Consider the following 24,196-nt stretch of genomic DNA (forward strand, 5'->3'; position numbering starts at 1 on the left):
ATGCTAGCCGACAACGATAAAATAACGAGTTCTAACTCAGGTTTCCCTACGGGGGAAGAAGGGGAACGAAATAATTTATATCCTATTTTCTTAAAAGCAAAAAGCCTAAGTGTGCTTATTGTAGGAGGAGGGTATGTTGCAGAAGAGAAGCTAACGTTTCTTTTAAAATCGAGTCCCGATGCTAATGTGACTCTGGTTTCTAAAATGTTTAGAGAGGAAACCATTGCCTTAGCAAAAAAGGGAAACGTTACGTTAATTGAAGACAAATACAAAAAAAAGTATTTAAAAGGCAAACATATTGTGGTGGCAACAACCAATAAGCCTAAAGTTAATATTAAAGTACATAAGCATTGTAGAAAGGCAAGCATTTTAGTAAATGTAGCCGATAATCCACCGTATTGCGATTTTTACATGGGTGGTATTGTTACCAAAGGCAACGTAAAAGTGGCCATTTCTACAAACGGAAAATCGCCAACAACAGCAAAGCGTTTACGTCAGTTTTTCGAGGATGTTATTCCTGAAAATGTAGACGATTTGGTGAAGAATTTAAACGAATATAGAAAAACAATAAAAGGTGATTTCGAACAAAAAGTTGAAAAGCTTAACGAATTCACAAAAGGATTAATTGAGAAATAAAGTAAAAGTAGCATACAATGATTAAAACAGATATACTTATCATAGGAGCAGGACCAACTGGATTATTTACAGTTTTTGAAGCAGGTTTGTTAAAGCTTAAATGCCATTTAATTGATGCATTACCACAAGCTGGTGGACAATGTTCGGAGATTTATCCTAAAAAGCCTATTTATGATATTCCTGGTTTTCCAGAAATTTTAGCTGGCGATTTAACTAAAAACTTGTTAGAACAAGGTAAGCAATTCGAACCTGGGTTTACTTTAGGTGAGCGTGCTGAAACTATAGAAAAACAAGAAGATGGTTCTTTTATTGTAACTACAAATAAAGGTACAAAACACCACGCGCCTGTAGTCGCTATCGCAGGAGGTTTAGGGTCTTTCGAGCCTAGAAAACCAGCCATCGATGGTATTGCAGATTACGAAGATAATGGTGTAGAGTACATTATTAAAGATCCTGAATTTTACAGAGGTAAAAAAGTGGTGATTTCTGGAGGTGGTGATTCTGCCCTAGATTGGAGTATCTTTTTAACCGATGTGGCTTCAGAAGTAACTTTAATTCACAGAAGAAATGAATTTAGAGGCGCTTTAGATTCTGTTGAAAAAGTAGGGGAATTAACCAAACTAGGTAAAATCAACTTAATTACACCAGCAGAGGTTACAGGATTACATGGCGATGGTAAAATTGAAGCGGTAACTGTTGTAAAAGATGGTGAAGCAACACAGATTGAAACCGATCACTTTATTCCTTTATTCGGATTATCTCCAAAATTAGGTCCTATAGGAGACTGGGGATTAGAAATCGAGAAAAATGCGATAAAAGTTGACAATTCCTTAAACTACCAAACAAATATTCCAGGTATATTTGCCATTGGAGATGTAAATACATATCCAGAAAAATTAAAACTGATTCTTTGTGGTTTCCACGAGGCAACATTAATGTGTCAAGCAGCCTATAGAATTATCAATCCAGGGAAAAAGTATGTGTTAAAATACACAACAGTAAGTGGTATTGATGGTTTCGATGGTTCTCGTAAAGAAGCTCCAAAAGCAGTTGTTCAAGCTATTAATTAGATAAAACAATCTAACCTGTGACAAAAAGTTATAATGTTTGCTTAAAGGATACCGTAAAAACATTTACGAAGCGCTTATTTTATGCCTTGTTTGATGAAGAACAAGCTAAAGATCGCGAAGCTTATTTAAAAAAAACATTTCTAAAAATTCTTTCTAAATTGTCTGTTGAAGACGGCGAAGAAAAATGGAAAGCCTTTAAATCGGAACTTCCAGAAATTAGAAGAGTTTTAGATTTAGACGCTATAGCTTTTGAGTGTAACGACCCAGCGTCTCACAGTTTAGAGGAAATTTACATGGCCTACCCAGGGTTTCATGCCATTTCAATTTATAGGTTAAGTCATGCACTTTATAATTTAAATGTGCCTATTTTACCAAGAATGATGAGTGAGTACATTCATGGTATTACAGGAATTGATATTCATCCTGGAGCTACTATTGATGAGTCTTTTTACATCGATCACGGTACAGGAATTGTAATTGGTGAAACATCTATTATAAAAAAGAATGTCAAGATTTATCAAGGGGTAACGCTTGGAGGGCTTCAAGTTTCTAAAGACTTGGCGTCAACCAAAAGACACCCAACTATTGAAGAAAATGTAACTATTTATGCCAATGCAACCATTTTAGGTGGCGATATTGTTATTGGCGCTAATAGTATAATAGGAGCCAACGTTTGGATTACCCAATCTGTTCCAGAAAACTCGTTGGTTACTTATCAAACCGAAATAAAAATCAGACCACGAAAAAATGGCATACGAGCATAGTATCATTGGCCAAATAGGAAATACACCATTAGTAGAAGCAACGCACCTAATTTCTAAAAAAGGGGTGCGTTTGTTTTTAAAATTAGAAGGCAATAACCCTGGCGGAAGTGTAAAAGACCGTGCCGCTTTTAACATGATTAATGAAGCCTTAAAACGTGGTGACATTAAAAAAGGAGGCACTCTGGTTGAAGCTACTAGTGGAAATACCGGTATTGCTTTAGCTTTTATTGCTAGGCTGTTAGGCTTAAATATGGTACTTATCATGCCTGAGAACTCTACCGAAGAGCGTGTTAAAACCATGCGTGCTTATGGTGCTGAGGTTATTTTAACGCCTGCCGATATTGGTATTGAAGGTTCTCGTGATTTGGCTTTTAAACTTCGTGATGAAAAAGGCTATGTCCTTTTAAATCAGTTTGAAAATCTTGACAATTGGAAAGCGCATTATAAAACGACTGGTCCTGAAATTTGGGAGGCTACCAATCATAAAATCACACATTTTGTCTCTGCTATGGGAACAACCGGAACGATAACGGGGGTGTCTACATTCTTAAAAGAGCAAAATAAAAACATTACCATTGTTGGCGCTCAGCCTGCCGATGGTGCAAAAATTCCAGGGATTAGAAAATGGTCACCAGAATACGTGCCTAAATTTTTTGAACCTAAAAAAGTTGACATTGTTGTCGATGTCTCGGAAGAAGATGCCAAACAAACAACCATTAATTTAGCAAAAGAAGAAGGAATATTTGCTGGAATGAGTAGTGGAGGAGCTGTTTTTTGTGCCTTAAAAATTGCCGAAACTATCGAAGAAGGTATTATTGTGGCCATTATCTGCGATAGAGGCGATCGCTATTTATCATCTACTTTATTTGAATAGCACTTAAAGATTTTTAGTTTTTTTATCCATAGCGGTCTGAGCTGGAAATTAAGTAGGAAAACAAAAATATAGTTAGTACTTTTGTGCGCTAGTTCATTAACGTATTAATGTTATCAAGAAAGGTAGAGGGATTAGACCCAGAGAAACCTTGGCAACCCTTTATCTTGTAAAGAAGGTGCTACGTTCTACTGCTTGTGCTGAGTTTATTTCAGGAATCAATCAGACAGATAACGAATAGTATTTATTTACTTTTCTTGATGATATTATAGACTTTAAATAATATCAAACAAATGTCAGACATACAACAGGCTTTAAAAGAGCGCATTTTGGTTTTAGATGGTGCTATGGGTACCATGTTACAAGCCTATAAATTCACCGAAGAAGATTTTCGTGGTGAGCGTTTTAAAGATTACCCAACGCCTTTGCAGGGTAATAACGATTTGCTTTCTATCACGCAGCCTGAAGCTATAAAAACCATTCACGCCAAATATTTTGAAGCTGGAGCCGATATTGTTGAAACCAATACCTTTTCGGGAACCACGATTGCTATGGCCGATTATCAAATGGAAGATTTGGTTTACGAACTCAACTACGAGTCAGCTAAAATAGCCAAGGAAGTTGCCGATAAATTCACCGCTAAAGAACCACACAAACCACGTTTTGTAGCAGGTTCAATCGGGCCAACAAACCGTACAGCAAGTATGTCGCCAGATGTTAACGATCCTGGATATAGAGCGGTTACTTTTGATGAATTACGCATCGCGTACAAACAACAAGTGGAAGCTTTAATGGATGGTGGTGCCGATTTGCTATTAGTTGAAACCGTTTTTGATACTTTAAACGCCAAAGCAGCCTTGTTTGCAATTGAAGAAGTAAAGGACGAGCGCAATATCGATATTCCTATCATGTTAAGTGGTACGATTACCGATGCTTCTGGACGAACACTTTCAGGGCAAACGGCCGAAGCTTTTTTAATTTCAGTATCTCATATTCCTTTATTGTCTGTCGGATTTAATTGTGCTTTAGGTGCTAATTTATTACAACCACATTTAGAAGCGATTGCTAATAAAACCGATTTTGCTATTTCAGCACACCCTAACGCTGGTTTACCAAATGCTTTTGGGGAATACGATGAAACACCAGAGGAAATGGGCGAGCAAATTGAAGAATATCTAAAGAAAAATTTAATAAATATTATTGGTGGCTGTTGCGGAACATCACCAGAACATATTAGCGTTATTGCAAAATTAGCTGCTAAATATAAGCCACGCCGTCATGCTGAACTTGTTTCAGCATCTCATTAAGCAGAGAAGAAATGATATTAGAAGTAGCCATATTAAACATAAAGGAAGGACTTTCAGCTGAGTTTGAAATCAATTTCAAAAAAGCAGAAAAAATCATTTCATCAATGAAAGGCTATGTCTCACACCAATTAAAAAAATGTGTAGAGCAAGACGATAAATATATTTTATTAGTAAACTGGGAAACAATAGAAGATCATGAAATCGGATTTAGACAATCTGAGGAATATCTAGAATGGAAAGCATTATTACACCATTTTTACGAACCGTTTCCAACAGTAGAACATTATAAGTTGGTTGAAGAATTGTAGTTGCTGGTTATTGGTTATTGGTTTTTGGTTGATGGTTGAATAGTATGGGAGTGAAAAGTAATAAGAACTAATAATGTATTAATCAAAATGAATAATGAAGTGATTTATGTTTTTTGCGTTTTTACGTAAGGAATAATTTTTTTAACAAATGGAAAAGTTTAAATCAGTTCAAGAAATAAATAAGAAATGAATTCATATACTGAACTAGATGTTTGGAAGTATTCGAGAGAATTGGTTAAGTTAATTTATGTGTTAACAAAATCATTTCCAAACGAAGAATTATATGGTTTAACAAACCAAATAAGAAGATCTGTTGTATCTGTGCCTTCAAATATTGCAGAAGGCATAGGAAGACAATCAAATAAAGAGACCATTCACTTTTTATATATAGCTAAAGGCTCATTGCAAGAAGTAGAAACACAATTATATTTGTCTTTTGATTTGGAATATATTTCAGAAGCAGAATTAAAAAATATCTTGGGAACTGTAATTTCAAGTAAAAAGCTGTTAAACGGTTTTATTAATTATTACAAAAAACTATGATTGACGAAGCGAACCAAAAACCAAAAACCAAAAACCAAAAACGATATATGAAGCTTTCAGGACTGGAACCCCTCGTTCTGAACGAAAATAGCAATTTTATAAATGTAGGAGAACGTACTAATGTAGCGGGGTCCCGTAAATTTCTTCGATTAATTAAAGAAGAAAAGTACGATGAAGCTTTGGATATTGCACGTCATCAAGTAGATGGAGGTGCGCAAATTATTGATATTAATTTCGATGACGGATTAATTGACGGTAAGGAGGCCATGATTCGTTTCTTGAATTTAATTGCTGCCGAGCCCGATATTTGTCGTGTGCCTATCATGATTGATAGTTCGAAATGGGAAATTATCGAAGCTGGTCTTCAAGTGGTGCAAGGAAAATGCGTGGTTAACTCCATTTCATTAAAGGAAGGAAAAGAAAAATTCGTTCAAGAAGCCAAATTAATAAAACGTTATGGTGCCGCTGTAATTGTTATGGCTTTTGATGAGGTTGGTCAAGCCGATAATTACGAGCGTCGTATTGAAATTGCAAAACGTTCGTATGATATTTTAGTTAATGAAGTAGGTTTCCCTTCTGAAGATATTATTTTCGATTTAAACATATTTCCTGTAGCAACAGGAATGGAAGAACACCGCAGAAACGCTATCGATTTTATTGAAGCCACACGTTGGGTTCGTGAGAACTTACCAAATGTAAGTGTGAGTGGTGGGGTGAGTAACGTATCGTTTTCGTTTAGAGGAAATGATGGTGTTCGTGAGGCGATGCACTCGGTGTTTTTATACTACGCCATTCAGGCTGGTATGAATATGGGGATTGTAAACCCAGCACTTTTAGAGGTTTATGATGATATTCCTAAGGATTTATTAGAGCATGTTGAAGATGTGATTCTAGACCGTCGTGACGATGCTACCGAGCGTTTATTAGATTTTGCTGAAACCGTAAAAGGATCAAAAACAGAAAAAGGAGTCGATTTAACTTGGCGTGAAAACCCATTGCAAGATAGAATCACTCATGCTTTAGTAAAAGGTATCGATGCTTTTATTATTGAAGATATTGAACAAGCCAGACAAGAAGCTGAAAAACCCATCGATGTTATTGAAGGTCATTTAATGATCGGGATGAATGTTGTTGGTGATTTATTTGGAGCAGGAAAAATGTTCTTGCCTCAGGTAGTGAAATCGGCACGTGTGATGAAAAAAGCCGTGGCTTATTTAAATCCGTTTATTGAAGCTGAAAAAACAGACAAACAAGAACCTGTTGGTAAAATATTAATGGCCACAGTAAAAGGTGATGTACATGATATTGGTAAAAATATCGTGAGTGTTGTTTTGGCTTGTAATAACTACGAGATTGTAGATATGGGGGTTATGGTGCCACCAGAAAAAATTATTGAAACTGCTATAAGCGAACGTGTAGATGCTATCGGGTTATCAGGATTAATTACACCATCGCTTGATGAAATGGTGTACTTAGCTAAGGAAATGCAGCGTCAAAATTTCAAATTGCCTTTACTTATTGGTGGGGCAACGACATCAAAAGCACATACGGCTGTAAAAATTGATACGCAGTATAACAATGCTGTAGTACATGTAAATGATGCATCGAGAGCGGTAACCGTTGTTGGTGATTTACTGAACAAGAAAACATCGCACGAATACGTGGCGAAAATGAAGGCCGATTATGATGATTTTAGAACCAAGTTTTTAAAGCGAGGTAAAGAAAAATCATATATCTCTATAGAAGAAGCCCGCAAAAGAAAATATAAAATTGATTGGGAAACCTCTGAAATTGTAAAACCTAACGAATTAGGGATTCAGATGTTGAAACAAATTAGTTTAAAGGACTTAGAGCCTTTTATAGATTGGAGTCCGTTTTTTAGAAGCTGGGATTTACACGGAAAATTTCCAGATATTTTGACCGATGAATTGGTTGGTGAGCAAGCGACTATTATGTATGCTGAAGCTCAGGAAATGATTAAAGAAATCATAGCCAAACAATCCTTAAAAGCAAAAGCTGTTTTTGGCTTGTTTGAAGCCAATTCGATAAATGATGATGATATTTCTATTCAGAAAAAAGGTGAGGAAATCGCTGTTTTTAGAACGTTGCGTCAGCAATTAAAGAAACGCGAAGGGATTCCTAATCATGCTTTAGCCGATTTTATTGCACCTAAAGAATCTGGTAAAAAGGATTACATGGGTGCATTTTGTGTGGGTATTTTTGGAGCACAAGAATTAGCTGATAGCTATAGAGCTAAAGACGACGATTATAACGGTATTATGGCTCAAGCTATTGCTGATCGTTTTGCTGAAGCTTTCGCGGAATATTTACACAAGCAAATACGAACGAAACATTGGGGTTATGCTGCTAATGAAGATTTAAGTAACGACGATTTAATTAAAGAAACTTACAAAGGTATTCGTCCGGCGCCAGGTTACCCAGCATGTCCAGATCATTTAGAGAAGGAAACCATTTGGGAATTGTTAGATGTTGAAAAAATAATAGGTGTTACCCTTACCGAAAGTTTAGCCATGTGGCCAGCAGCAGCTGTTTCTGGTTACTATTTTGGAAATCCAGAAGCTAAATATTTTGGTTTAGGTAAAATTACCGACGACCAAGTCACCGATTATTGCGAACGTAAAGGGATTACTAAGGAGAAAGCTAGAAAGTGGTTGCACGCTAATATTGCAGAGTAGAAGCCCCATCTAACCTCCCCGAAGGGGAAGAACACTCGAGTGAAAAGAAAAAAGTATAAAATAATAACATATATCCCGTAACAGTTTCCCTCTTCTGGAGCGATTAGTTGAGGCTTATGATGTTGACCATTGTAATGGTTTTGTTATAAGATAAGTTTTTTAGACCTTTCAGGTTTTAAAAACCTGAAAGGTCTTATACAGGAGAGACGCGCGTTGGGGGTGACAATGGAAAACCAAGAAAAAGTATAATTGCTAATTAAAAGTCTCTTTTTGTTAAAGAAAAGGCTTTTAACTTAACAATTAATTTTTATTAAACTAACGAATTGGATAGAATGAAATAAGAATATTGCAGTAAAAATAGAATCATGAAAAAACTTAGAACAGAGATCATTTTCTTTATTCAGCTTTTGATGCTTACCCTTACTGCTTTAACGGTAGCTTATTTCACATAATAGATTAACATCATAGAACTTTGTTCTGTGATTTGGGTTAAAAGTGGTTGAGAAACGGCGTTAATTTAAAAAGAGACTGTCAGGTTGAGCTTGTCGAAACCTTTAATATTTATACGATATTAGATATTTCGAAAGGCTTAATATGACATAGACCTTTCAGGTTTTTAAAACCTGAAAGGTCTATTGCAGGAGTAGCTCGCGTTAGGGATTGCAGTGGAAAGCCCACAGCGAGGTACGAGCGCGGACTTGCAACGTAAAGCCCGACCTCCCGATAGCTATCGGGATTGGTAACGCCCAAATTTTAGAAAACACCTAACCTCCCATTTCGACTGCGCGCAATGCAGGCTTAGGGAGGAAAACTAGAAAGAAAAGAAAAAAGTATAAAATAATAACACATATCCCGTAACAGTTTCCCTCCTTTGGAGGGATTAAGGGAGGCCTCTTATGAAAGTAACAGATCACATTAAAAAAGCAAACGGTAAAACATTATTTTCTTTTGAAGTTATTCCGCCTCAAAAAGGAAAAAACATTCAAGATTTATACAATAATATCGATCCGTTAATGGAGTTTAATCCGCCATTTATAGACGTCACGACTTCTAGAGAAGAATATGTGTATGTCGATAGAGGTAATGGTTTATTGGACAAGCGCATCACGCGTATGCGTCCGGGAACCGTGGGTATTTGTGCGTCTATCATGCATAAATATAAGGTGGATGCCATTCCGCACTTGCTTTGTGGTGGATTTACTAAAGAAGAAACCGAATATGTGTTGGTGGATTGCCATTATTTAGGGATTGATAATGTGGTGGCTTTACGTGGTGATGCAAGAAAAGACGAATCGTATTTCGTGCCAACCGAGGGCGGAAACGCTTTTGCTAGCGAATTGGTTCAGCAAATTTCAAATTTGAATAAAGGACAGTATCTCCATGACGATATTAAAGTAGAACACAATTACGATTTTTGTGTGGGTGTTGCTGGATATCCTGAAAAACACATGGAATCTCCGTCCTTAAATACCGATTTAAAACGCTTAAAAGCTAAGGTGGATGCGGGAGCTGATTATGTGGTGACCCAAATGTTTTTTGATAATAAAAAGTACTTTGAGTTTGTAGATAAAGCACGTGAAATTGGTATTACGGTGCCTATTATTCCGGGAATCAAACCGATTGCTGTAAAACGTCATTTACAAATATTACCTCAAGTTTTTAAAATTGACTTGCCAGAAACGTTAATTGAAGCCGTAGAAGGGTGTAAGGATAATAAAGCCGTGCGCCAGGTGGGCATAGAATTTGCCATTCAGCAGTCTAAAGAATTAAGAGATGCAGGTGTGCCATTTTTACATTATTATTCTATGGGAAAAAGTGATAATGTACACGCTATAGCTAAGGCATTGTTTTAAAATTAACTTACATTTGCGGTTTACAAAACCCATTGATGAAGTTTTATTTTACCTGCTTTTTTTGCTTAGTTTTTATTGTTGGTTTTTCACAAGAAAAAACAAAAACATCAACACTTGATATTAGTTATTTTCGAGGGAATATTGCCGAACACAATTCAGACATCGCGCATTTAATTCAAGGGCATCCTGAAGGCTTTATTTTAAGTTGGAACAGGAAAACTTTTGGGTTTAACGACTGGGAACAACGCTACAATTATCCGGATTACGGGGTGACTTACGCTTACCAAAACATGAAGAATGATGTTTTAGGAAACGTGGCTTCGCTGTATGCTCATTACAATTTTTACTTTTTTAAGCGCAACTTAATGTTTCGTTTGGGGCAGGGTTTAGGCTATACCGAAAATCCATACGATAAAGAACAAAACTACCGCAATATCGCCTACGGTACACATTTAATGAGTAGTACTTTTGTAATGTTAAATTATAAAAAGGAACGCATTTTTGATAGGTTTGGTTTGCAGGCAGGGTTTTCCTTAATACACTACTCTAACGCGAATGTGAAAGCGCCCAATGCGAGTACTAATTCTATTACGCTTAATTTAGGTTTGGTTTATAATATTGATGAACAACCTTTGGAATACCAACATACGTTAGCCGAAAACGACGGCAAATTCACAGAACCCATAAAATTCAATTTGGTTTTTAGAACGGGTATTAATGAAAGTGATGTTGTAGGTAGCGGACAGTTTCCGTTTTATGTGTTTTCAGGTTATGCTGATAAACGTATTACCAGAAAAAGTGCTTTGCAATTAGGAACCGATGTGTTCTTTTCAAATTTCTTAAAAGAATTAATTTACTATAAATCTGTTTCATTCCCTGAAGAAAATGTTTCGGGAGATGAAGATTATAAACGGGTTGGAATTTTTGCTGGCCACGAGCTGTTTATAAACAAAACGTCTATTGTCACTCAGTTTGGGTATTATGTGTATTACCCTTACGATTTTGAAGGTCAGACTTATTTAAGATTGGGATTAAAGCGTTATTTTGGTAAAAAATGGTTTGCTGCAGTAACTTTAAAATCGCACGGAGCCAAGGCTGAAGCGGTAGAATTTGGAGGAGGAATTAGGTTATGAGAAAAATAGTTTACATCGTATTTTTAATGATAGCTTTTGCTTGCGATAGCGAATCTGCCAACGATTGTTTTCAAACGGCAGGCACCATTATTCAAAAAGAAATTCAAGTTGATGTTTTTGATAAAATTTTTGTAAATCGAGATATCGAGCTTGTAATAAAGGAAGGTCCCGAACAAAAAGTACTTATTGAAACAGGTAAAAATTTAATGCCAGATGTTACTGCTGAAGTTTTGGAAGGGAAATTAACTTTAACCGATAACAACACTTGTAATTATGTACGCGATTACGGCATTACTAAAGTTTATATTACGTCGCCTAACCTTACTGAAGTTAGAAGTTCTACGCAGTTTGACATCCGTTCCGATGGCGTTTTAACCTATCCAACGATTGCCTTTTTGTCTGAAGATTATGGTGTGCCAGGCTCTTATACAAACGCCAATTTTTATCTAACTATCGATAACGATAATTTGCGTTTTGTATTTAATAACCTGTCTAATGCTTATGTAACTGGACAAACAAATGCTTTGAATGTGTTATTAGCTTCGGGAACCTCGCGTTTTGAAGGTCGCGAACTCGTAGCCCAAAAAATAAACGTTAATAACCGAAGTGCTAACGACATTATAATAAACCCGCAACAGGAAATTAAAGGTAAAATCTCTGGTACGGGCAATGTTATTTCTGTTAATAAACCTGCAATTGTTGAGGTTGAAGAAGTTTATAAAGGGCGATTAATTTTTGAGTAGGTTTATAGTGAAGACAGACTGTAAATTTAGACATAAAAAAACTTTACTTCGTAGACCAATACCAATTATGATTTAAAAGGGGGCCTAAATAATTTGGAATATATTGGGTTCATATGAAATACAAAATCAAAGCATAGCTGCGCTACGGTTTTATTTTTTATTGAAATATGAGTTTAATAGAAACAAATTATAGGGTTCATTTTAGGTTATAATTGGTATAGTTCAAATAACAGAAGTAAAGGCTTTTATGGTTTATAATATTGGGGATTCCGTGAAGTTAGTTTCAAATCTTAATACAATATCATCTTTGGCTTTGATAGTTCCCATTAACCTTTTTGGAGGTGTTAGGTTAAAGCTAGATAGTTTTAATTTTGTGTTTCCTGCAAGGGTTACATTTCCTTTTTTTATGTCCACATTAAAATCTAACGGTATCGTTTTACTGGTTCCTGCAATGACCAAATTGCCTATGGCCTGGACAGCAAATTGACCATTTCCTTTAGGGGTTACATTGGTCACTTCGCTTAAGGTAAATAAAATGTATTTGTATTGATCTGATTTTAGCGTCTCCGTTGCTGTTTCAGTTATTCCTAGTTTTACTCCCTTTAAACTTTCGGCTGATACAGTAAGTGATAAGTGGGTAATGTCACTAGACTCTAAATCATTAAAACGAATAGAACCATTTTTAGTTTTAGCATCTACTTTCCAACCATGCAGATTAGAACTTCCAAATACTGTAAGATGCGATTCTTGATTTTCAAGCTGTAACATTTGTGCTTGAGAGAAATTCATAGTAAAACCTACTACAACGATTAAGCTTACTAGTCTATTTATAATATTTTGCGTATTCATGAGTTAATGGGTTTAGATTATGATGCAAATATCTAAACTTTGAAATTATCATATTATGATTTTTATCATGTTTTAGTTGTTATATTCGTAATTTAAGATAAATTTTTCTCTTATTTTTGAGAATTACATAATTTAAAGTCTTTTTTAATTTAAGCACTGTGTGTTAATGGTTTATAAGATAAGCTATTTGTATTGTTTTTGAAATGACAACAAGTGGAAATAAAATGAATGTAAAATCAGTTTGCCATGACAAGTATTGGAGCGTAAAATATAAACAAAATTGTTTATATTTGTACTGTGAATAAGTTTATAGAGAAATACAAAGGCATTCACCCTGGTTTTATACTTGAAAGGGAGTTGCAAAAACGTATGATTCGTCAGCGTCCATTTGCCTTATCCATAAATGAACACCCACAAACACTTAATGCTATAATAAAAGGAAAAAGAAGTCTAAATATTCCTCTAGCGTTAAAAATTGAAGAAAAGTTAGGTATAGAGGAAGGCACTTTCTCTATACTCCAAACTTTTTATGATATTGTTTCAACAAAGAAAAAAATCAGCTCTAATACCCCTAACTTATCCGTTTTAAGAAAGGCGCTATTTTGGGATACCGATATTTCAAAAATAGATTGGAACAGGCAATTTAAGGCTGTTATTCATAGAGTTTTTGAACGTGGTAACGACACTGAAAAAAATGAAATTCGCCGTTTTTATGGTGTGAAGAAAGTGGAAGCTGTACTATCTGCTAAAACAAGAGCACCCTATTCAGTTTCTCATTTAAAAACTTAATATTTGTAGATGCTTCATTATAATACCGTAAATGATTTACTAAAAAAGGTCTTGACTCTATTAATGTCTGCTAAGGAATTTGAATCGTTTAGATTAGTTGGAGGAACAGCTTTAAGTTTGCAAATAGGACATCGAGAATCTATTGATATAGATTTATTTAGTGACCTCCCATATGGGACAATTGATTTTGATGTTATACAAAGTTTTTTGGAATATAATTTTGCTTACGTAGACCACTTGAAAGTTGTTCCCGTGGCTTTGGGGAAATCCTATTTCATAGGAACAGATTCCGAAAACACCATAAAACTAGATGTATTTTATACTGACCCATTTATCCAATTGCCACTTATTGAAGATGGTGTTCGAATGGCTACTCTGGAAGAAATTTCAGCCATGAAACTAGATGTCATCCAAAGAGGTGGCAGAAAAAAAGATTTTTGGGATTTGCATGAGTTATTCAATTTTTATAGTTTAAATATCATGTTGGATTTGCACAAACAGCGTTATCCCCACACCCATGAACATAAATTAATTCTAAAGAATTTGATTGAATTCGAAAATGCTGATGATGACTTTGACCCCATTTGTTTTTTAGGAAAGCACTGGGAGTTTATAAAAGAGGATATTACGGATATACTAAATATTTATATTAAAAATAAAACCTAAGTAAGTCCGTTTAGTCTCTTTTTTGAATAAAAAAACATCTTCTAGATGTCTGATATTGTTAATATATGCTATAACCAAAAAAGAAACCCGCAACTAAAATGTTTAGCTGCGGGTTTATTATGTAGGATTGCTCTATGCTACAAAATGATGTAAAATCAGTTTGAGATGATTAATTTTCGAATAAATCAACCGATTGTTTTGCGATTTCTAGTTCTTCATTAGTTGGAATCACTAAAATTTTAGCTTTTGATGTAGGCAAGTTAATCTCACGAATCTCACCAGATCGTTTCGCGTTTTCTTCTTTGTTTAATTCTAATCCGAAGAAATCCATATCTTCACATACCATTTCTCGAACCAAATCAGAATTTTCACCAATTCCAGCCGTGAAAACGATAGCATCTAATCCGTTTAATACCGCAGCGTAGCTACCAATGTATTTTTTAATGCGGTAAGTGTTCATGGCTAATGCTAATTGACAATCTGTATTGCCCTTTTCAGCTTCAGCTTGAATATCTCTTAAATCGCTATATCCTGTTAAACCAAGCATACCACTTTTCTTTTGTAAAAGGGTGTTGATCTCATCTAAAGAATAATTCAGCTTTTTAGCTAAATAGAAGATGATGGATTGATCGATATCACCAGAACGCGTTCCCATAATTAACCCGTTAACAGGGGAGAAGCCTAATGAGTGATCGATACATTTTCCGTCTTTTACAGCCGACATGCTACAACCATTACCTAAGTGAATGGTAATGACATTTGAAGCTTTTTTGCCTAAATATTCGGTAGCTTTTTCTGAAACATATTTATGACTGGTGCCATGGAATCCGTATAAACGAATGCTATGTTCGTCTGAATAGGCTTTAGGAATCGCATATAAATACGCTTTCTCAGGAATAGATTGGTGGAAAGCCGTATCGAAAACCGCCACTTGCTTTGCGTTAGGGAAAATAGCTTCAGCGACTTCAATACCCTCTAAATTTGCAGGGTTGTGAAGCGGTGCTAATGAAATTAAAGCTTTTATTTTTTCTTTAACTTCTGTGGTAATTTCAGTGGTGTCACTAAAATATTTTCCGCCGTGTACCACACGATGTCCTACTACAGCAATATCGTCGGTCGATTTAATAATGCCCGTTTCGGCATCTAATAATTGTTTTGCTACTAACTCTAATCCTACTTTGTGATTAGGGATAGCAGTGACAAGATCTACAGAATCTTTGTCGGTTTTATATTTAAAAATGGCATCATCTAAACCAATACGTTCAATAATTCCTGAACATAAAATGGTTTCTTCTGGCATTGAAATTAATTGATACTTTAGGGATGAACTCCCAGAATTTAAAACTAATACTTGCATTGTTATATATCTTGAGCTTGAATAGCTGTTATTATTACTGTACTGTAAATATCGTCGGCAGTACAACCTCTACTTAAATCGTTAACCGGTTTGTTTAAACCTTGTAACATTGGGCCAATGGCTAAAGCGCCGGTTTCTCTTTGTACGGCTTTGTAGGTGTTATTTCCTGTGTTTAAATCAGGGAAAATTAACACACTTGCTTGTCCGGCAACTTCAGAATCTGGTAATTTACTTTTACCAATACGCATGTCTACAGCTGCATCATACTGGATTGGGCCTTCAATTTTTAAGTTTGGAGCCTTTTCTTTTGCGATTTCGGTAGCGGTTCTCACTTTATCAACTTCTTCTCCTTTACCTGAAGATCCAGAAGAATAAGATAATAAGGCTACTTTAGGTTCTACACCAAAGTTTTGAGCCGTTTCAGCCGAAGAAATTGCAATTTCTGCTAACTGTTCAGCATTTGGGTTTGGGTTGATGGCACAATCACCAAAAATAGATACACGATCTTCTAAACACATAAAGAATACAGAAGACACAATATTTACACCTGGTTTTGTTTTAATAAATTGTAACGCAGGTCTTAAAGTGTGTTGTGTGGTGTGAACTGCACCAGAAACCATACCGTCGGCATGACCTTTATAAATCATCATGGTTGCGAAATATGAAACATCGCACATGGTATCTTTAGCCATTTGAAGGTTTACATTTTTATGTTTTCTTAGTTCGTAAAACGTGTTGGCGTAATCTTCATAATGTTCCGATTGTTGCGGTGTAACCACATTAACATCCTTTAAATCTAAAGGAATATCGTTTCTAGTAATAATTTCTTGAATTTTATCTTTTTCACCAATTAAAGTTAAATCTACCACATGGGCATCAATTAATCGGGCTGCTGCTTTTAAAACACGCTCGTCGTAACCTTCTGGTAAAACAATGTGTTTTTTGTTTTTTAAAGCACGTTGCAATAAATTATATTGAAACATTCTTGGTGTGAAAATTTCAGATTTAAAGGTGATTAAATCATTTGCCAATTTATTGGTATCCACGTGTTTTTCAAAAGTAGCAATAGCCGTTTCTATTTTTTCAACATTATCGGCGTAAATTTTAGTTCTAATTTTACCAATTTTGTTGGTGATAGAGAAAGTACCTTCTTTAGCGCTAATAATTGGCACCACGCTTGAAAGTCCTTCTACTAACCGTAAAATAGTGTCTTCTGGAATTAAACCTCCAGTAAGTACAATGCCTGATACTTTAGGGTAGTTTTTGGAAATGTGCGCTTGCATACCCCCTAAAAGAATGTCGGCTCTATCGCCAGATGTAATAATTAAACAGTCGTCTTTTATATGGTTTAAGAAATTACGCAATTGCATGGTACCAAGAATGGCACTATCCACTTGATTGTTTAGCATATCTTTACCAAGAAGTACTTCGCCATCCACTTGTTTAATGATTTCCTTGATGGTCGGGTTGGCTAAACTTGGAATTTTAGGGATTACAGTAATATCGGTATTTCCTCCAATTCTGTCTTTTAAAAGTGCTTTTAAGTCCTTAACATTTTCTGGAGCGACTTTATTAGCCATGATTGACAGTACGTCTACTTCTTCTTTAAAAGTATCGTAGGCCAATTGCATATTGTCTGCAATTTCAGAAATAATTAAATTATCGCCACGCGACACAAGAATGACTGGCAAACTTAAGTTTTTGGCGATAAGCGTATTGATGTCTAGTTCTATGCTTGAATTTTCATGTGAAAAATCGGTGCCTTCAACTAAAATAAAATCAAAGCGTTCTTCTAGATATTTATATTTTCTAATAACTTCATCAATCACTTCTCCCGATTTTCCTTTGTTGTATAAATCAAGGACTTCACTTCGTTTAAAAGCGTATGTTTTTTTGTAGTTAATATCAATTTCAAAATAAGAAACCACTGTGTTGATGTGGTTGTCTGTTTCACCTTCTTCAGTGTCTTCAATTATAGGTCTGAAGTATCCTACTTTTGCTGTCTTTCCTAGTAACATGCGCATTAAACCTAATACGATAACAGATTTTCCGCTGTTAGGTTCAATAGTTGCTACATAAATACCTTTACTCATGTTGTTTGTTTTCTAATTTAACAATGGTTAATTAATTCTAATTTTATTTAAAATGAATGAATTATAGATTGCTAAAGGATTAATTCCTTTGGCAAAATTAGTAGGTAGTTGTTTAGCTAAAGATGATATTTGTCATAATCGAATTTTAAGATAGTTAATTTGTGGTTAAATTCCTAAAAAGCGATTCTAAGCTAGCGTTTTTCTGATTGAGTTGTAGTATTTTCAATTGATTATCGTGTGCGAAATCAAAAACATGAGAACGCATATCTTCTGTAGTTTTAAAAGTGATTTCATATACAAATCCATGCGTATTTTTTACACTTTCAACTTTAGGAAGTTTTAGTAAAAAGGCGTTTTCAATACGGTAATCGAATTCAACAATAACCACTTGTTCGGCATCATTTCTAAGGTCGTTTAAGTTTTTATCGGCCACAATTTCACCTTTGTTAATAATAATAACACGGTCGCACATGGCTTCAACCTCTTGCATGATATGCGTTGAAAGAAAAACAGTTTTGGTTTTTCCAACGGATTTAATCAGGTTTCTAATATCAATTAATTGGTTGGGATCTAGTCCGGTAGTAGGTTCGTCTAGAATTAAAACATCGGGATCGTGTAGTAGGGCATTAGCTAAACCAACACGCTGGCGATATCCTTTAGATAGTTGTCCGATTTTTTTGTGAGCTTCAGGCGTTAATCCTGTAAGTTCGATAACCTCATTGACGCGCTGTTTATCAATTTTATAAACCTGCGCGTTAAACATTAAATATTCCTTAATATATTGTTCTAAATATAGGGGATTATGTTCCGGAAGATAGCCCACACTTAGTTGCACGGCCTTTGGGTTTTTGTTTACATCAAACCCATTAACCAAGGCTTGGCCATCATTAAGTTTTAAATAGGTGGTTAAAATCTTCATTAATGTAGACTTTCCAGCACCGTTTGGGCCTAAAAAACCAACTATTTCGGGCTTTCCTACATGAAATGAAATGTTGTTAAGGGCTTTTTGGTTTCCGTAAAGTTTTGAAACACCGAGGACTTCAATGGACATAATTAAAATTATTTATTCAAAAATAAATGAATATCTAAAGTAATGGAAGTTTTACTGTAAAATCTTTAAAACTTTTAATAAAAGCGTAAAAAATAAAATATTGTGTTTTGATTTCTCGAAATAATAATTACTTTAGCGCCGTAATTATGACAACAACAGTATATTATACATATTTTAACAACTATTTCTTTTTTAGCAAAAGAAACGAGGCGTTGTATGTATAATTTATAAATATAAATTAATGATATGAGTCTCGATGAAAATCGAGACTTTTTTTTGTTTAAGCGTTACAAAAATAAATGCTACGGCATTAGAACTTAATAAAAGTTGAAAATTTGATTAAAACAGTAGCCATACAAGGAGTAAAAGGGTCTTTTCATCATATTGTTGCACAACAATTTTTTGAAAACCCTGTGGATTCTATCGAGTGTATGACATTCGACAGAGTGGTGGATTCTTTAATGACCAAAGAATGCGATGCAGGTATTATGGCTTTAGAAAACTCAATTGCGGGGTCTATAATTCCTAATTATGCCTTAATTGATAAATATGGTTTACATATTGTAGGCGAACATTATTTAGATATTCAGCATAATTTAATGGCTTTACCAAACCAAACGATTGAAGATATTAAGGAAGTGTATTCGCATCCAATGGCTTTATTACAGTGTAAAAAGTTTTTTAGACAATATCCTCATATTAAACTGGTTGAAGATAAAGATACGGCCGAGGTGGCACAGCGTATCAGCGAAAATCAACTAAAAGGGATTGGCGCCATTGCGAGTGTAACGGCTGCCGAAATTTTTAATTTAGACATTCTGGCGCACAGCATTCAAACCATAAAACATAACGAAACCCGTTTTGTTATTGTTAAGCGTAAAAATTCGGTGTTTCCAGAAAATGAAATCAATAAAGCTTCAGTAAAATTTGAAGCAAACCATAAACGCGGAAGTCTAGCTGCTATTTTAAATGTGATGAGCGATTGTAGGCTGAATTTAACAAAAATTCAATCTTTACCCATTGTGGAAACACCTTGGAAATATGCCTTTTTTGTTGATGTTACTTTTGAAAGTTACAACGATTTCAAAAAAGCAAAAACCATCATTGAAATTATGGGCGATGCTTTTAAAGTGTTAGGCGAATATAAAAATGCGAAGTTATGATTGAGGTAGCGAATCGATTACAGACGGTTGAAGAATACTACTTTTCAAAAAAATTAAGAGAAGTAGGAGGGCTTATTGCAAGCGGAAAACCTATTATAAGTTTAGGGATTGGAAGTCCAGATATGCAGCCGCCAACTGCGGTGCTAGAAGCAATATCGGAGAGTTTTACAAACCCAAACGCACACAAATACCAAAGCTACCAAGGTTTGCCTGAGCTTAGAGAAGCGGTTTCTGGGTTTTATAACGAACATTTTTCGGTAAATCTAGATCCAGCTTCAGAAATTCTGCCTTTAATGGGGAGCAAGGAAGGGATTATGCACATTTCGATGGCTTATTTAAATGAAGGCGACGAAGTTTTAATTCCAAATCCAGGTTATCCAACCTACCAATCGGTTACCAATTTGGTTGGTGCAAAAGGCGTGTTGTATAATTTGGATGCCGCTAATAATTGGCAACCAGATTTTGAAGCTTTAGAAAAATTAGATTTAAGTAAAGTAAAGCTTATGTGGGTTAATTATCCGCATATGCCAACGGGAGCACAGCCTTCAGAATCGTTGTTTAAAGATTTAGTCGATTTTGCAACCCGTCATAATATTTTAATTGTAAACGATAATCCGTACAGTTTTATATTAAACGATGCGCCAAAAAGTTTATTAAGTGTTCCTGGTGCTAAAGCGGTTTGTTTGGAGCTTAATTCGCTAAGCAAAACCTTTAATATGGCAGGCTGGCGCGTAGGTATGGTTGTTGGTTCGGCGGAACATATTAATAACATTTTAAAAGTGAAAAGCAATATGGATTCGGGTATGTTTTACGGCATACAAAAGGGTGCTATTGAAGCTTTAAAGTGTTCAAATTCATGGTATTCAGAATTAAACAAGGTGTACGAAGAGCGCCGAAAACTAGTGTGGAAACTAGCCGATGCCTTGAATTGTACTTACGATAAAAATGCCACCGGATTATTCATTTGGGCGAAGTTGCCAGAAGGTTTAACTTCGGAAGCTTTTATCGATGAGGTTTTGTATGAGAAACATATTTTTATCACTCCAGGAACCGTTTTCGGAACCCAAGGAGAAGGCTATATTAGGTTTTCGCTATGTGCAACAAATGAAGCCATAGAAGAATGTATAGCGCGAGTAAAATAAGTTTACAGTCGCAGTTACAGTTTGTAGTTGCTGTAAATTATAAAAAGATTAAAAACAGATAACTCTTAGTCCCGAGAAAGAGTTCCCTTCAGGGGTTATGGGGCAGTTAGGATGAAAAATATATATGCAATAGGTGTTGGTTTAATAGGCGGAAGTCTTGCTAAGGATATTAAAAAGTATAATCCAGATGCGGTTATTCACGGTATTAGTAGAAAAGATGAAACCTTAAACAAAGCACTAGAGCTTAATATAATTGATAAAAAAGCAACTTTAGACGATTTGGAATTTGCCGATTTGGTTATTGTGTCTATTCCAGTAGATGCTACGGTAAAGTTGTTGCCAACCATTTTAGATAAAATATCGGATAATGGTTTGGTAGTCGATGCGGGTTCAACAAAAGTTGATATTTGTAAGGCTGTTGAAAATCATCCGAAGCGAAGAAATTTTCTTGCCATGCACCCTATTGCAGGAACGGAACATTCGGGGCCAACAGCAGCGATTGAAGGCTTGTTTATAGGGAAAACAAATATTGTTTGCGAGGTAGAAAAAACCACGTTTAAGCTTCAAGAGAAAGCCTTGAAATTGTTTTCAGATATTGGGATGCGCATGCGTTACATGAATCCGGAAGCACATGATAAACACATCGCTTATGTGTCACATTTATCGCATATTAGCTCGTTTATGCTGGGTAAAACAGTGATTGAAAAAGAAAAAAACGAACGCGATATTTTCGATATGGCGGGTAGTGGATTTGCTTCTACCGTACGTTTGGCAAAAAGTTCACCAGAAATGTGGACACCCATTTTTAAGCAGAATAAAACCAATGTTATCGAAACATTAGAAGAGTATATTAACAATCTCACACATTTTAAAACGCTGATGCAAAATGATGATTTTGATGCGATTTTTAGTGAGATGGAAAGTACCAATTATATAAAAGATATTTTAAAAGGAATTAGTTAAGAGTGAAATTATGGAAAACAACAAAGAAATGAGAGCCTGGTTAGATGATTTAAATTTAGATCATCCATTGGTAATTGCAGGACCGTGTAGTGCAGAAACTGAAGAACAAGTTTTAAAAATAGCACATGAGCTAAAAGATACAGATGTAACTTATTTTAGAGCAGGAATCTGGAAACCAAGAACCCGTCCAGGGATGTTTGAAGGTGTAGGCGCTTTAGGTTTAAAATGGTTACAAAAAGTTAAAGCTGAAACAGGTATGAAAATCTGTACGGAAGTTGCCAACGCAGCTCACGTAAAATTAGCTTTAGAGCACGATGTCGATTTATTATGGATTGGTGCGCGTTCTACAGTAAGCCCATTTATCATGCAAGAAATTGCAGATGCGCTTGAAGGGACCGATAAACCGGTTTTAATTAAAAATCCTGTAAACCCAGATTTAGCTTTATGGTTAGGTGGTATTGAAAGAATTTATGCTGCTGGTGTAAAAAATATTGGAGCGATTCACAGAGGATTTTCAACTTACGAAAAAACCAAATACAGAAACAATCCAGAATGGCAATTGGCAATCGAATTTCAAAACAAATTCCCAGATATTCCATTAATTAACGATCCTTCTCACATTACAGGGAAAAGAGATATGATTTTTGATGTATCTCAAGCGGCATTAGATTTGAATTTTGATGGTTTAATGATTGAAACACATTACGATCCTGAAAATGCATGGAGTGATGCGGCACAGCAAGTAACCCCTTCAACTTTAGTTCAAATTATGAAAGATTTGAAAATTAAAAAGGAAACTAATGCTGAAGCAGATTACAATAATGCTTTAGATACTTTAAGAGCGCAAATAGACGTAGTTGATAATCAAATTATTGAATTATTAGGAAAACGTATGAAAGCTGCCGATGGTATTGGACAATTGAAAAAAGATAAAAACGTTGCTGTACTTCAATCGAAACGTTGGAACGAAATTTTAGGAAAAATGGTTCTTGAAGGTGAGCAATATGGTTTAAGTGAAGAATTTATTTTAAAGATGTTTAAAGCGATTCACCAAGAGTCTATTAATCATCAAGAAAAAATTATTAACGGATAATTTTTCGTTATTATATTTTAAAAAGCTCCCTATTCGGGAGCTTTTTTTGTTGTTTAAAATGGACAGTCCTTTAAAATAGGATGTTTATATTTGTAAGAATCACATACTAAAATTTCTATTTTGTTCAATTTAATCCATGAATAATGAATAAAGTTTTTGCCTCCCTTTTAGTTTTTTCTCTTTTCACACTATCTGTTTTTGCTCAAGAAGAAAACGAATTTACTTCCGAAAAGAAAAATCAAATCAATTTTGTTTTTGGTTACACTCATATTCCTAGTGCTTTTGAAGATGGCGACAGGGAAGACCCTGTATTTGTGCCCACTATTGGTTTGGATTACTTTAGAACTTTAAATGAAAAATGGGTGCTAGGTATGATATTAGATTTAGAGCTTGCTAACTATATCGTAGAATTTAATAGAGAAGATTTAGAGCGCGACAAGGCTTTGTTGGTTGGTGTTTTGGCAGGTTATAAAGTCATAGAAGAATTAACAATTATGGCAGGTCCTGGATTGGAGTTTGAAGATCATAAAAATTTATTCGTTATGCGTATTGGCGCCGAATATGAAATTGAATTGGGTAATTCGTGGTTGCTTTTACCATCAATCGATTTCGATTTTAAACAAGAATACACCAGTTACGGACTTAATGTTGGTATTGGAAAAAAGTTTTAATCTCATTTCTTTTCAGAAGAAAAAAACAACATATTTAATTTAAAATAGTTCATTATGACATTAGGTGCATTTTCCATCAGTTTAAATGTAAAAGACATTAAGGTTTCTCAGCAATTTTACGAAGCCCTAGGTTTTTCGGTGTTTGCAGGCGATTTAGATAAAAATTATCTCATCATGAAAAACGGTCAGTCTTTAATTGGGTTGTTTCAGGGCATGTTCGATACCAATATTTTAACCTTCAATCCAGGTTGGAATCAAGAAGCTGAAACTCTAGAAAATTTTGATGATATTAGAGCAATTCAAAAACAATTAAAAGCGCAAGGCGTGCAATTATCTACAGAAGTAGATGAAAACACTAAAGGCCCTGGAAATATCATTATTATAGATCCCGATGGTAACCCTATTTTATTAGATCAGCACGTGTAGTTTTTTGAG

Annotated in this window: 23 protein-coding genes and 1 riboswitch; of the genes, 19 read left to right on the forward strand and 4 right to left on the reverse strand. The window is 35.1% G+C overall.

Translation table 11 applies throughout. The features are described 5' to 3' along the window. The 11 genes from H6X70_RS05945 to H6X70_RS05995 all read left to right on the forward strand — a co-directional run bounded on the left by H6X70_RS05945 (position 1) and on the right by H6X70_RS05995 (position 11,924). Entirely contained in the window at positions 1-636 is a 636-nt protein-coding gene (locus H6X70_RS05945) for a bifunctional precorrin-2 dehydrogenase/sirohydrochlorin ferrochelatase (RefSeq protein WP_194766752.1), read from the forward strand. Between the two features lie 17 nt (positions 637-653). Beyond that, a complete protein-coding gene (locus tag H6X70_RS05950) occupies positions 654-1,706 on the forward strand; it encodes an NAD(P)/FAD-dependent oxidoreductase (protein WP_194766753.1) in 1,053 nt (350 codons plus the stop codon). 17 nt (positions 1,707-1,723) lie between these two features. After that, positions 1,724-2,470, forward strand: a complete 747-nt coding sequence (gene epsC, locus H6X70_RS05955) for a serine O-acetyltransferase EpsC (RefSeq protein WP_194766754.1) — start codon at positions 1,724-1,726, stop codon at positions 2,468-2,470. After that, positions 2,454-3,344, forward strand: a complete 891-nt coding sequence (cysM, locus tag H6X70_RS05960) for a cysteine synthase CysM (RefSeq protein WP_194766755.1) — start codon at positions 2,454-2,456, stop codon at positions 3,342-3,344. Before epsC ends, cysM begins: the two co-directional genes overlap by 17 nt. Before the next feature lie 107 nt (positions 3,345-3,451). Then, a riboswitch (SAM riboswitch) is annotated at positions 3,452-3,578 on the forward strand. Between the two features lie 56 nt (positions 3,579-3,634). Beyond that, a complete protein-coding gene (locus H6X70_RS05965) occupies positions 3,635-4,648 on the forward strand; it encodes a homocysteine S-methyltransferase family protein (RefSeq protein WP_194766756.1) in 1,014 nt (337 codons plus the stop codon). Positions 4,649-4,659: 11 nt separating this feature from the next. Further along, the gene (locus tag H6X70_RS05970; RefSeq protein WP_194766757.1) at positions 4,660-4,956 is read left to right on the forward strand and encodes an antibiotic biosynthesis monooxygenase family protein; all 297 of its coding nucleotides are present in this window, start codon (positions 4,660-4,662) and stop codon (positions 4,954-4,956) included. Positions 4,957-5,142: 186 nt separating this feature from the next. Continuing rightward, a complete protein-coding gene (locus H6X70_RS05975) occupies positions 5,143-5,499 on the forward strand; it encodes a four helix bundle protein (RefSeq protein WP_194766758.1) in 357 nt (118 codons plus the stop codon). Beyond that, complete coding sequence (gene metH, locus H6X70_RS05980; protein ID WP_194766759.1) at positions 5,496-8,195, forward strand: methionine synthase; 2,700 nt, start codon at positions 5,496-5,498, stop codon at positions 8,193-8,195. Before H6X70_RS05975 ends, metH begins: the two co-directional genes overlap by 4 nt. Before the next feature lie 896 nt (positions 8,196-9,091). Continuing rightward, positions 9,092-10,048, forward strand: a complete 957-nt coding sequence (gene metF / locus H6X70_RS05985; protein ID WP_194766760.1) for a methylenetetrahydrofolate reductase [NAD(P)H] — start codon at positions 9,092-9,094, stop codon at positions 10,046-10,048. Between the two features lie 35 nt (positions 10,049-10,083). Then, entirely contained in the window at positions 10,084-11,181 is a 1,098-nt protein-coding gene (locus H6X70_RS05990; protein WP_194766761.1) for an acyloxyacyl hydrolase, read from the forward strand. Beyond that, complete coding sequence (locus tag H6X70_RS05995) at positions 11,178-11,924, forward strand: head GIN domain-containing protein (protein ID WP_194766762.1); 747 nt, start codon at positions 11,178-11,180, stop codon at positions 11,922-11,924. Before H6X70_RS05990 ends, H6X70_RS05995 begins: the two co-directional genes overlap by 4 nt. A gap of 252 nt (positions 11,925-12,176) precedes the next feature. On the opposite strand, the gene H6X70_RS06000 is transcribed toward H6X70_RS05995, so the two are convergent. Continuing rightward, positions 12,177-12,773 (reverse strand): YceI family protein, encoded by a 597-nt coding sequence (locus H6X70_RS06000; protein WP_194766763.1) that lies wholly within the window; start codon positions 12,771-12,773, stop codon positions 12,177-12,179. Positions 12,774-13,070: 297 nt separating this feature from the next. On the opposite strand from H6X70_RS06000, the gene H6X70_RS06005 reads away from it, so the two are divergent. Both H6X70_RS06005 and H6X70_RS06010 read left to right on the forward strand, forming a co-directional pair. Then, the gene (locus tag H6X70_RS06005; protein ID WP_194766764.1) at positions 13,071-13,562 is read left to right on the forward strand and encodes a transcriptional regulator; all 492 of its coding nucleotides are present in this window, start codon (positions 13,071-13,073) and stop codon (positions 13,560-13,562) included. Positions 13,563-13,571: 9 nt separating this feature from the next. Continuing rightward, positions 13,572-14,228, forward strand: a complete 657-nt coding sequence (locus tag H6X70_RS06010; RefSeq protein ID WP_194766765.1) for a nucleotidyl transferase AbiEii/AbiGii toxin family protein — start codon at positions 13,572-13,574, stop codon at positions 14,226-14,228. A 169-nt stretch (positions 14,229-14,397) separates the two neighbouring features. Here the strand turns inward: H6X70_RS06010 and H6X70_RS06015 are convergent, their stop codons facing one another. The 3 genes from H6X70_RS06015 to gldA all read right to left on the reverse strand — a co-directional run bounded on the left by H6X70_RS06015 (position 14,398) and on the right by gldA (position 18,729). Next, positions 14,398-15,585 (reverse strand): acetate/propionate family kinase, encoded by a 1,188-nt coding sequence (locus tag H6X70_RS06015; RefSeq protein WP_194766766.1) that lies wholly within the window; start codon positions 15,583-15,585, stop codon positions 14,398-14,400. 2 nt (positions 15,586-15,587) lie between these two features. Further along, positions 15,588-17,678, reverse strand: coding sequence for a phosphate acetyltransferase (gene pta, locus H6X70_RS06020; protein ID WP_194766767.1), 2,091 nt, complete (start codon positions 17,676-17,678; stop codon positions 15,588-15,590). Between the two features lie 154 nt (positions 17,679-17,832). Continuing rightward, the gene (gldA, locus tag H6X70_RS06025) at positions 17,833-18,729 is read right to left on the reverse strand and encodes a gliding motility-associated ABC transporter ATP-binding subunit GldA (protein WP_194766768.1); all 897 of its coding nucleotides are present in this window, start codon (positions 18,727-18,729) and stop codon (positions 17,833-17,835) included. 335 nt (positions 18,730-19,064) lie between these two features. Between gldA and H6X70_RS06030 the strand changes: the two genes are divergently transcribed. The 6 genes from H6X70_RS06030 to H6X70_RS06055 all read left to right on the forward strand — a co-directional run bounded on the left by H6X70_RS06030 (position 19,065) and on the right by H6X70_RS06055 (position 24,187). Continuing rightward, positions 19,065-19,892, forward strand: a complete 828-nt coding sequence (locus H6X70_RS06030) for a prephenate dehydratase (RefSeq protein ID WP_194766769.1) — start codon at positions 19,065-19,067, stop codon at positions 19,890-19,892. Beyond that, positions 19,889-21,034, forward strand: a complete 1,146-nt coding sequence (locus H6X70_RS06035) for a pyridoxal phosphate-dependent aminotransferase (RefSeq protein ID WP_194766770.1) — start codon at positions 19,889-19,891, stop codon at positions 21,032-21,034. The genes H6X70_RS06030 and H6X70_RS06035 overlap by 4 nt, the downstream gene beginning before the upstream one ends. Before the next feature lie 111 nt (positions 21,035-21,145). Continuing rightward, entirely contained in the window at positions 21,146-21,997 is an 852-nt protein-coding gene (locus H6X70_RS06040) for a prephenate dehydrogenase (protein ID WP_194766771.1), read from the forward strand. 10 nt (positions 21,998-22,007) lie between these two features. After that, positions 22,008-23,090 carry a bifunctional 3-deoxy-7-phosphoheptulonate synthase/chorismate mutase type II gene (locus H6X70_RS06045; RefSeq protein ID WP_194766772.1) on the forward strand — a complete coding sequence of 361 codons (1,083 nt, stop codon included), beginning with the start codon at positions 22,008-22,010 and terminating at the stop codon, positions 23,088-23,090. A gap of 143 nt (positions 23,091-23,233) precedes the next feature. Further along, complete coding sequence (locus H6X70_RS06050; protein ID WP_194766773.1) at positions 23,234-23,761, forward strand: hypothetical protein; 528 nt, start codon at positions 23,234-23,236, stop codon at positions 23,759-23,761. A 54-nt stretch (positions 23,762-23,815) separates the two neighbouring features. Further along, positions 23,816-24,187, forward strand: coding sequence for a VOC family protein (locus tag H6X70_RS06055; RefSeq protein ID WP_194766774.1), 372 nt, complete (start codon positions 23,816-23,818; stop codon positions 24,185-24,187). The last annotated feature ends 9 nt before the right edge of the window (positions 24,188-24,196 follow it).

It is taken from the genome of Tamlana sp. I1, from assembly GCF_015355625.1.
Lineage (GTDB): Bacteria > Bacteroidota > Bacteroidia > Flavobacteriales > Flavobacteriaceae > Pseudotamlana.

What these genes read in the sequence shown, in the direction of transcription:
- H6X70_RS05945 (WP_194766752.1), top strand. Translation starts at nt 1, where the DNA reads ATGCTAGCCGACAACGATAAAATAACGAGTTCTAACTCAGGTTTCCCT.
- H6X70_RS05950 (WP_194766753.1), top strand. Translation starts at nt 654, where the DNA reads ATGATTAAAACAGATATACTTATCATAGGAGCAGGACCAACTGGATTA.
- cysM (WP_194766755.1), top strand. Translation starts at nt 2,454, where the DNA reads ATGGCATACGAGCATAGTATCATTGGCCAAATAGGAAATACACCATTA.
- H6X70_RS05965 (WP_194766756.1), top strand. Translation starts at nt 3,635, where the DNA reads ATGTCAGACATACAACAGGCTTTAAAAGAGCGCATTTTGGTTTTAGAT.
- H6X70_RS05970 (WP_194766757.1), top strand. Translation starts at nt 4,660, where the DNA reads ATGATATTAGAAGTAGCCATATTAAACATAAAGGAAGGACTTTCAGCT.
- H6X70_RS05975 (WP_194766758.1), top strand. Translation starts at nt 5,143, where the DNA reads ATGAATTCATATACTGAACTAGATGTTTGGAAGTATTCGAGAGAATTG.
- metH (WP_194766759.1), top strand. Translation starts at nt 5,496, where the DNA reads ATGATTGACGAAGCGAACCAAAAACCAAAAACCAAAAACCAAAAACGA.
- metF (WP_194766760.1), top strand. Translation starts at nt 9,092, where the DNA reads ATGAAAGTAACAGATCACATTAAAAAAGCAAACGGTAAAACATTATTT.
- H6X70_RS05990 (WP_194766761.1), top strand. Translation starts at nt 10,084, where the DNA reads ATGAAGTTTTATTTTACCTGCTTTTTTTGCTTAGTTTTTATTGTTGGT.
- H6X70_RS05995 (WP_194766762.1), top strand. Translation starts at nt 11,178, where the DNA reads ATGAGAAAAATAGTTTACATCGTATTTTTAATGATAGCTTTTGCTTGC.
- H6X70_RS06000 (WP_194766763.1), bottom strand. Translation starts at nt 12,773, where the DNA reads ATGAATACGCAAAATATTATAAATAGACTAGTAAGCTTAATCGTTGTA.
- H6X70_RS06010 (WP_194766765.1), top strand. Translation starts at nt 13,572, where the DNA reads ATGCTTCATTATAATACCGTAAATGATTTACTAAAAAAGGTCTTGACT.
- H6X70_RS06015 (WP_194766766.1), bottom strand. Translation starts at nt 15,585, where the DNA reads ATGCAAGTATTAGTTTTAAATTCTGGGAGTTCATCCCTAAAGTATCAA.
- pta (WP_194766767.1), bottom strand. Translation starts at nt 17,678, where the DNA reads ATGAGTAAAGGTATTTATGTAGCAACTATTGAACCTAACAGCGGAAAA.
- gldA (WP_194766768.1), bottom strand. Translation starts at nt 18,729, where the DNA reads ATGTCCATTGAAGTCCTCGGTGTTTCAAAACTTTACGGAAACCAAAAA.
- H6X70_RS06035 (WP_194766770.1), top strand. Translation starts at nt 19,889, where the DNA reads ATGATTGAGGTAGCGAATCGATTACAGACGGTTGAAGAATACTACTTT.
- H6X70_RS06040 (WP_194766771.1), top strand. Translation starts at nt 21,146, where the DNA reads ATGAAAAATATATATGCAATAGGTGTTGGTTTAATAGGCGGAAGTCTT.
- H6X70_RS06045 (WP_194766772.1), top strand. Translation starts at nt 22,008, where the DNA reads ATGGAAAACAACAAAGAAATGAGAGCCTGGTTAGATGATTTAAATTTA.
- H6X70_RS06050 (WP_194766773.1), top strand. Translation starts at nt 23,234, where the DNA reads ATGAATAAAGTTTTTGCCTCCCTTTTAGTTTTTTCTCTTTTCACACTA.
- H6X70_RS06055 (WP_194766774.1), top strand. Translation starts at nt 23,816, where the DNA reads ATGACATTAGGTGCATTTTCCATCAGTTTAAATGTAAAAGACATTAAG.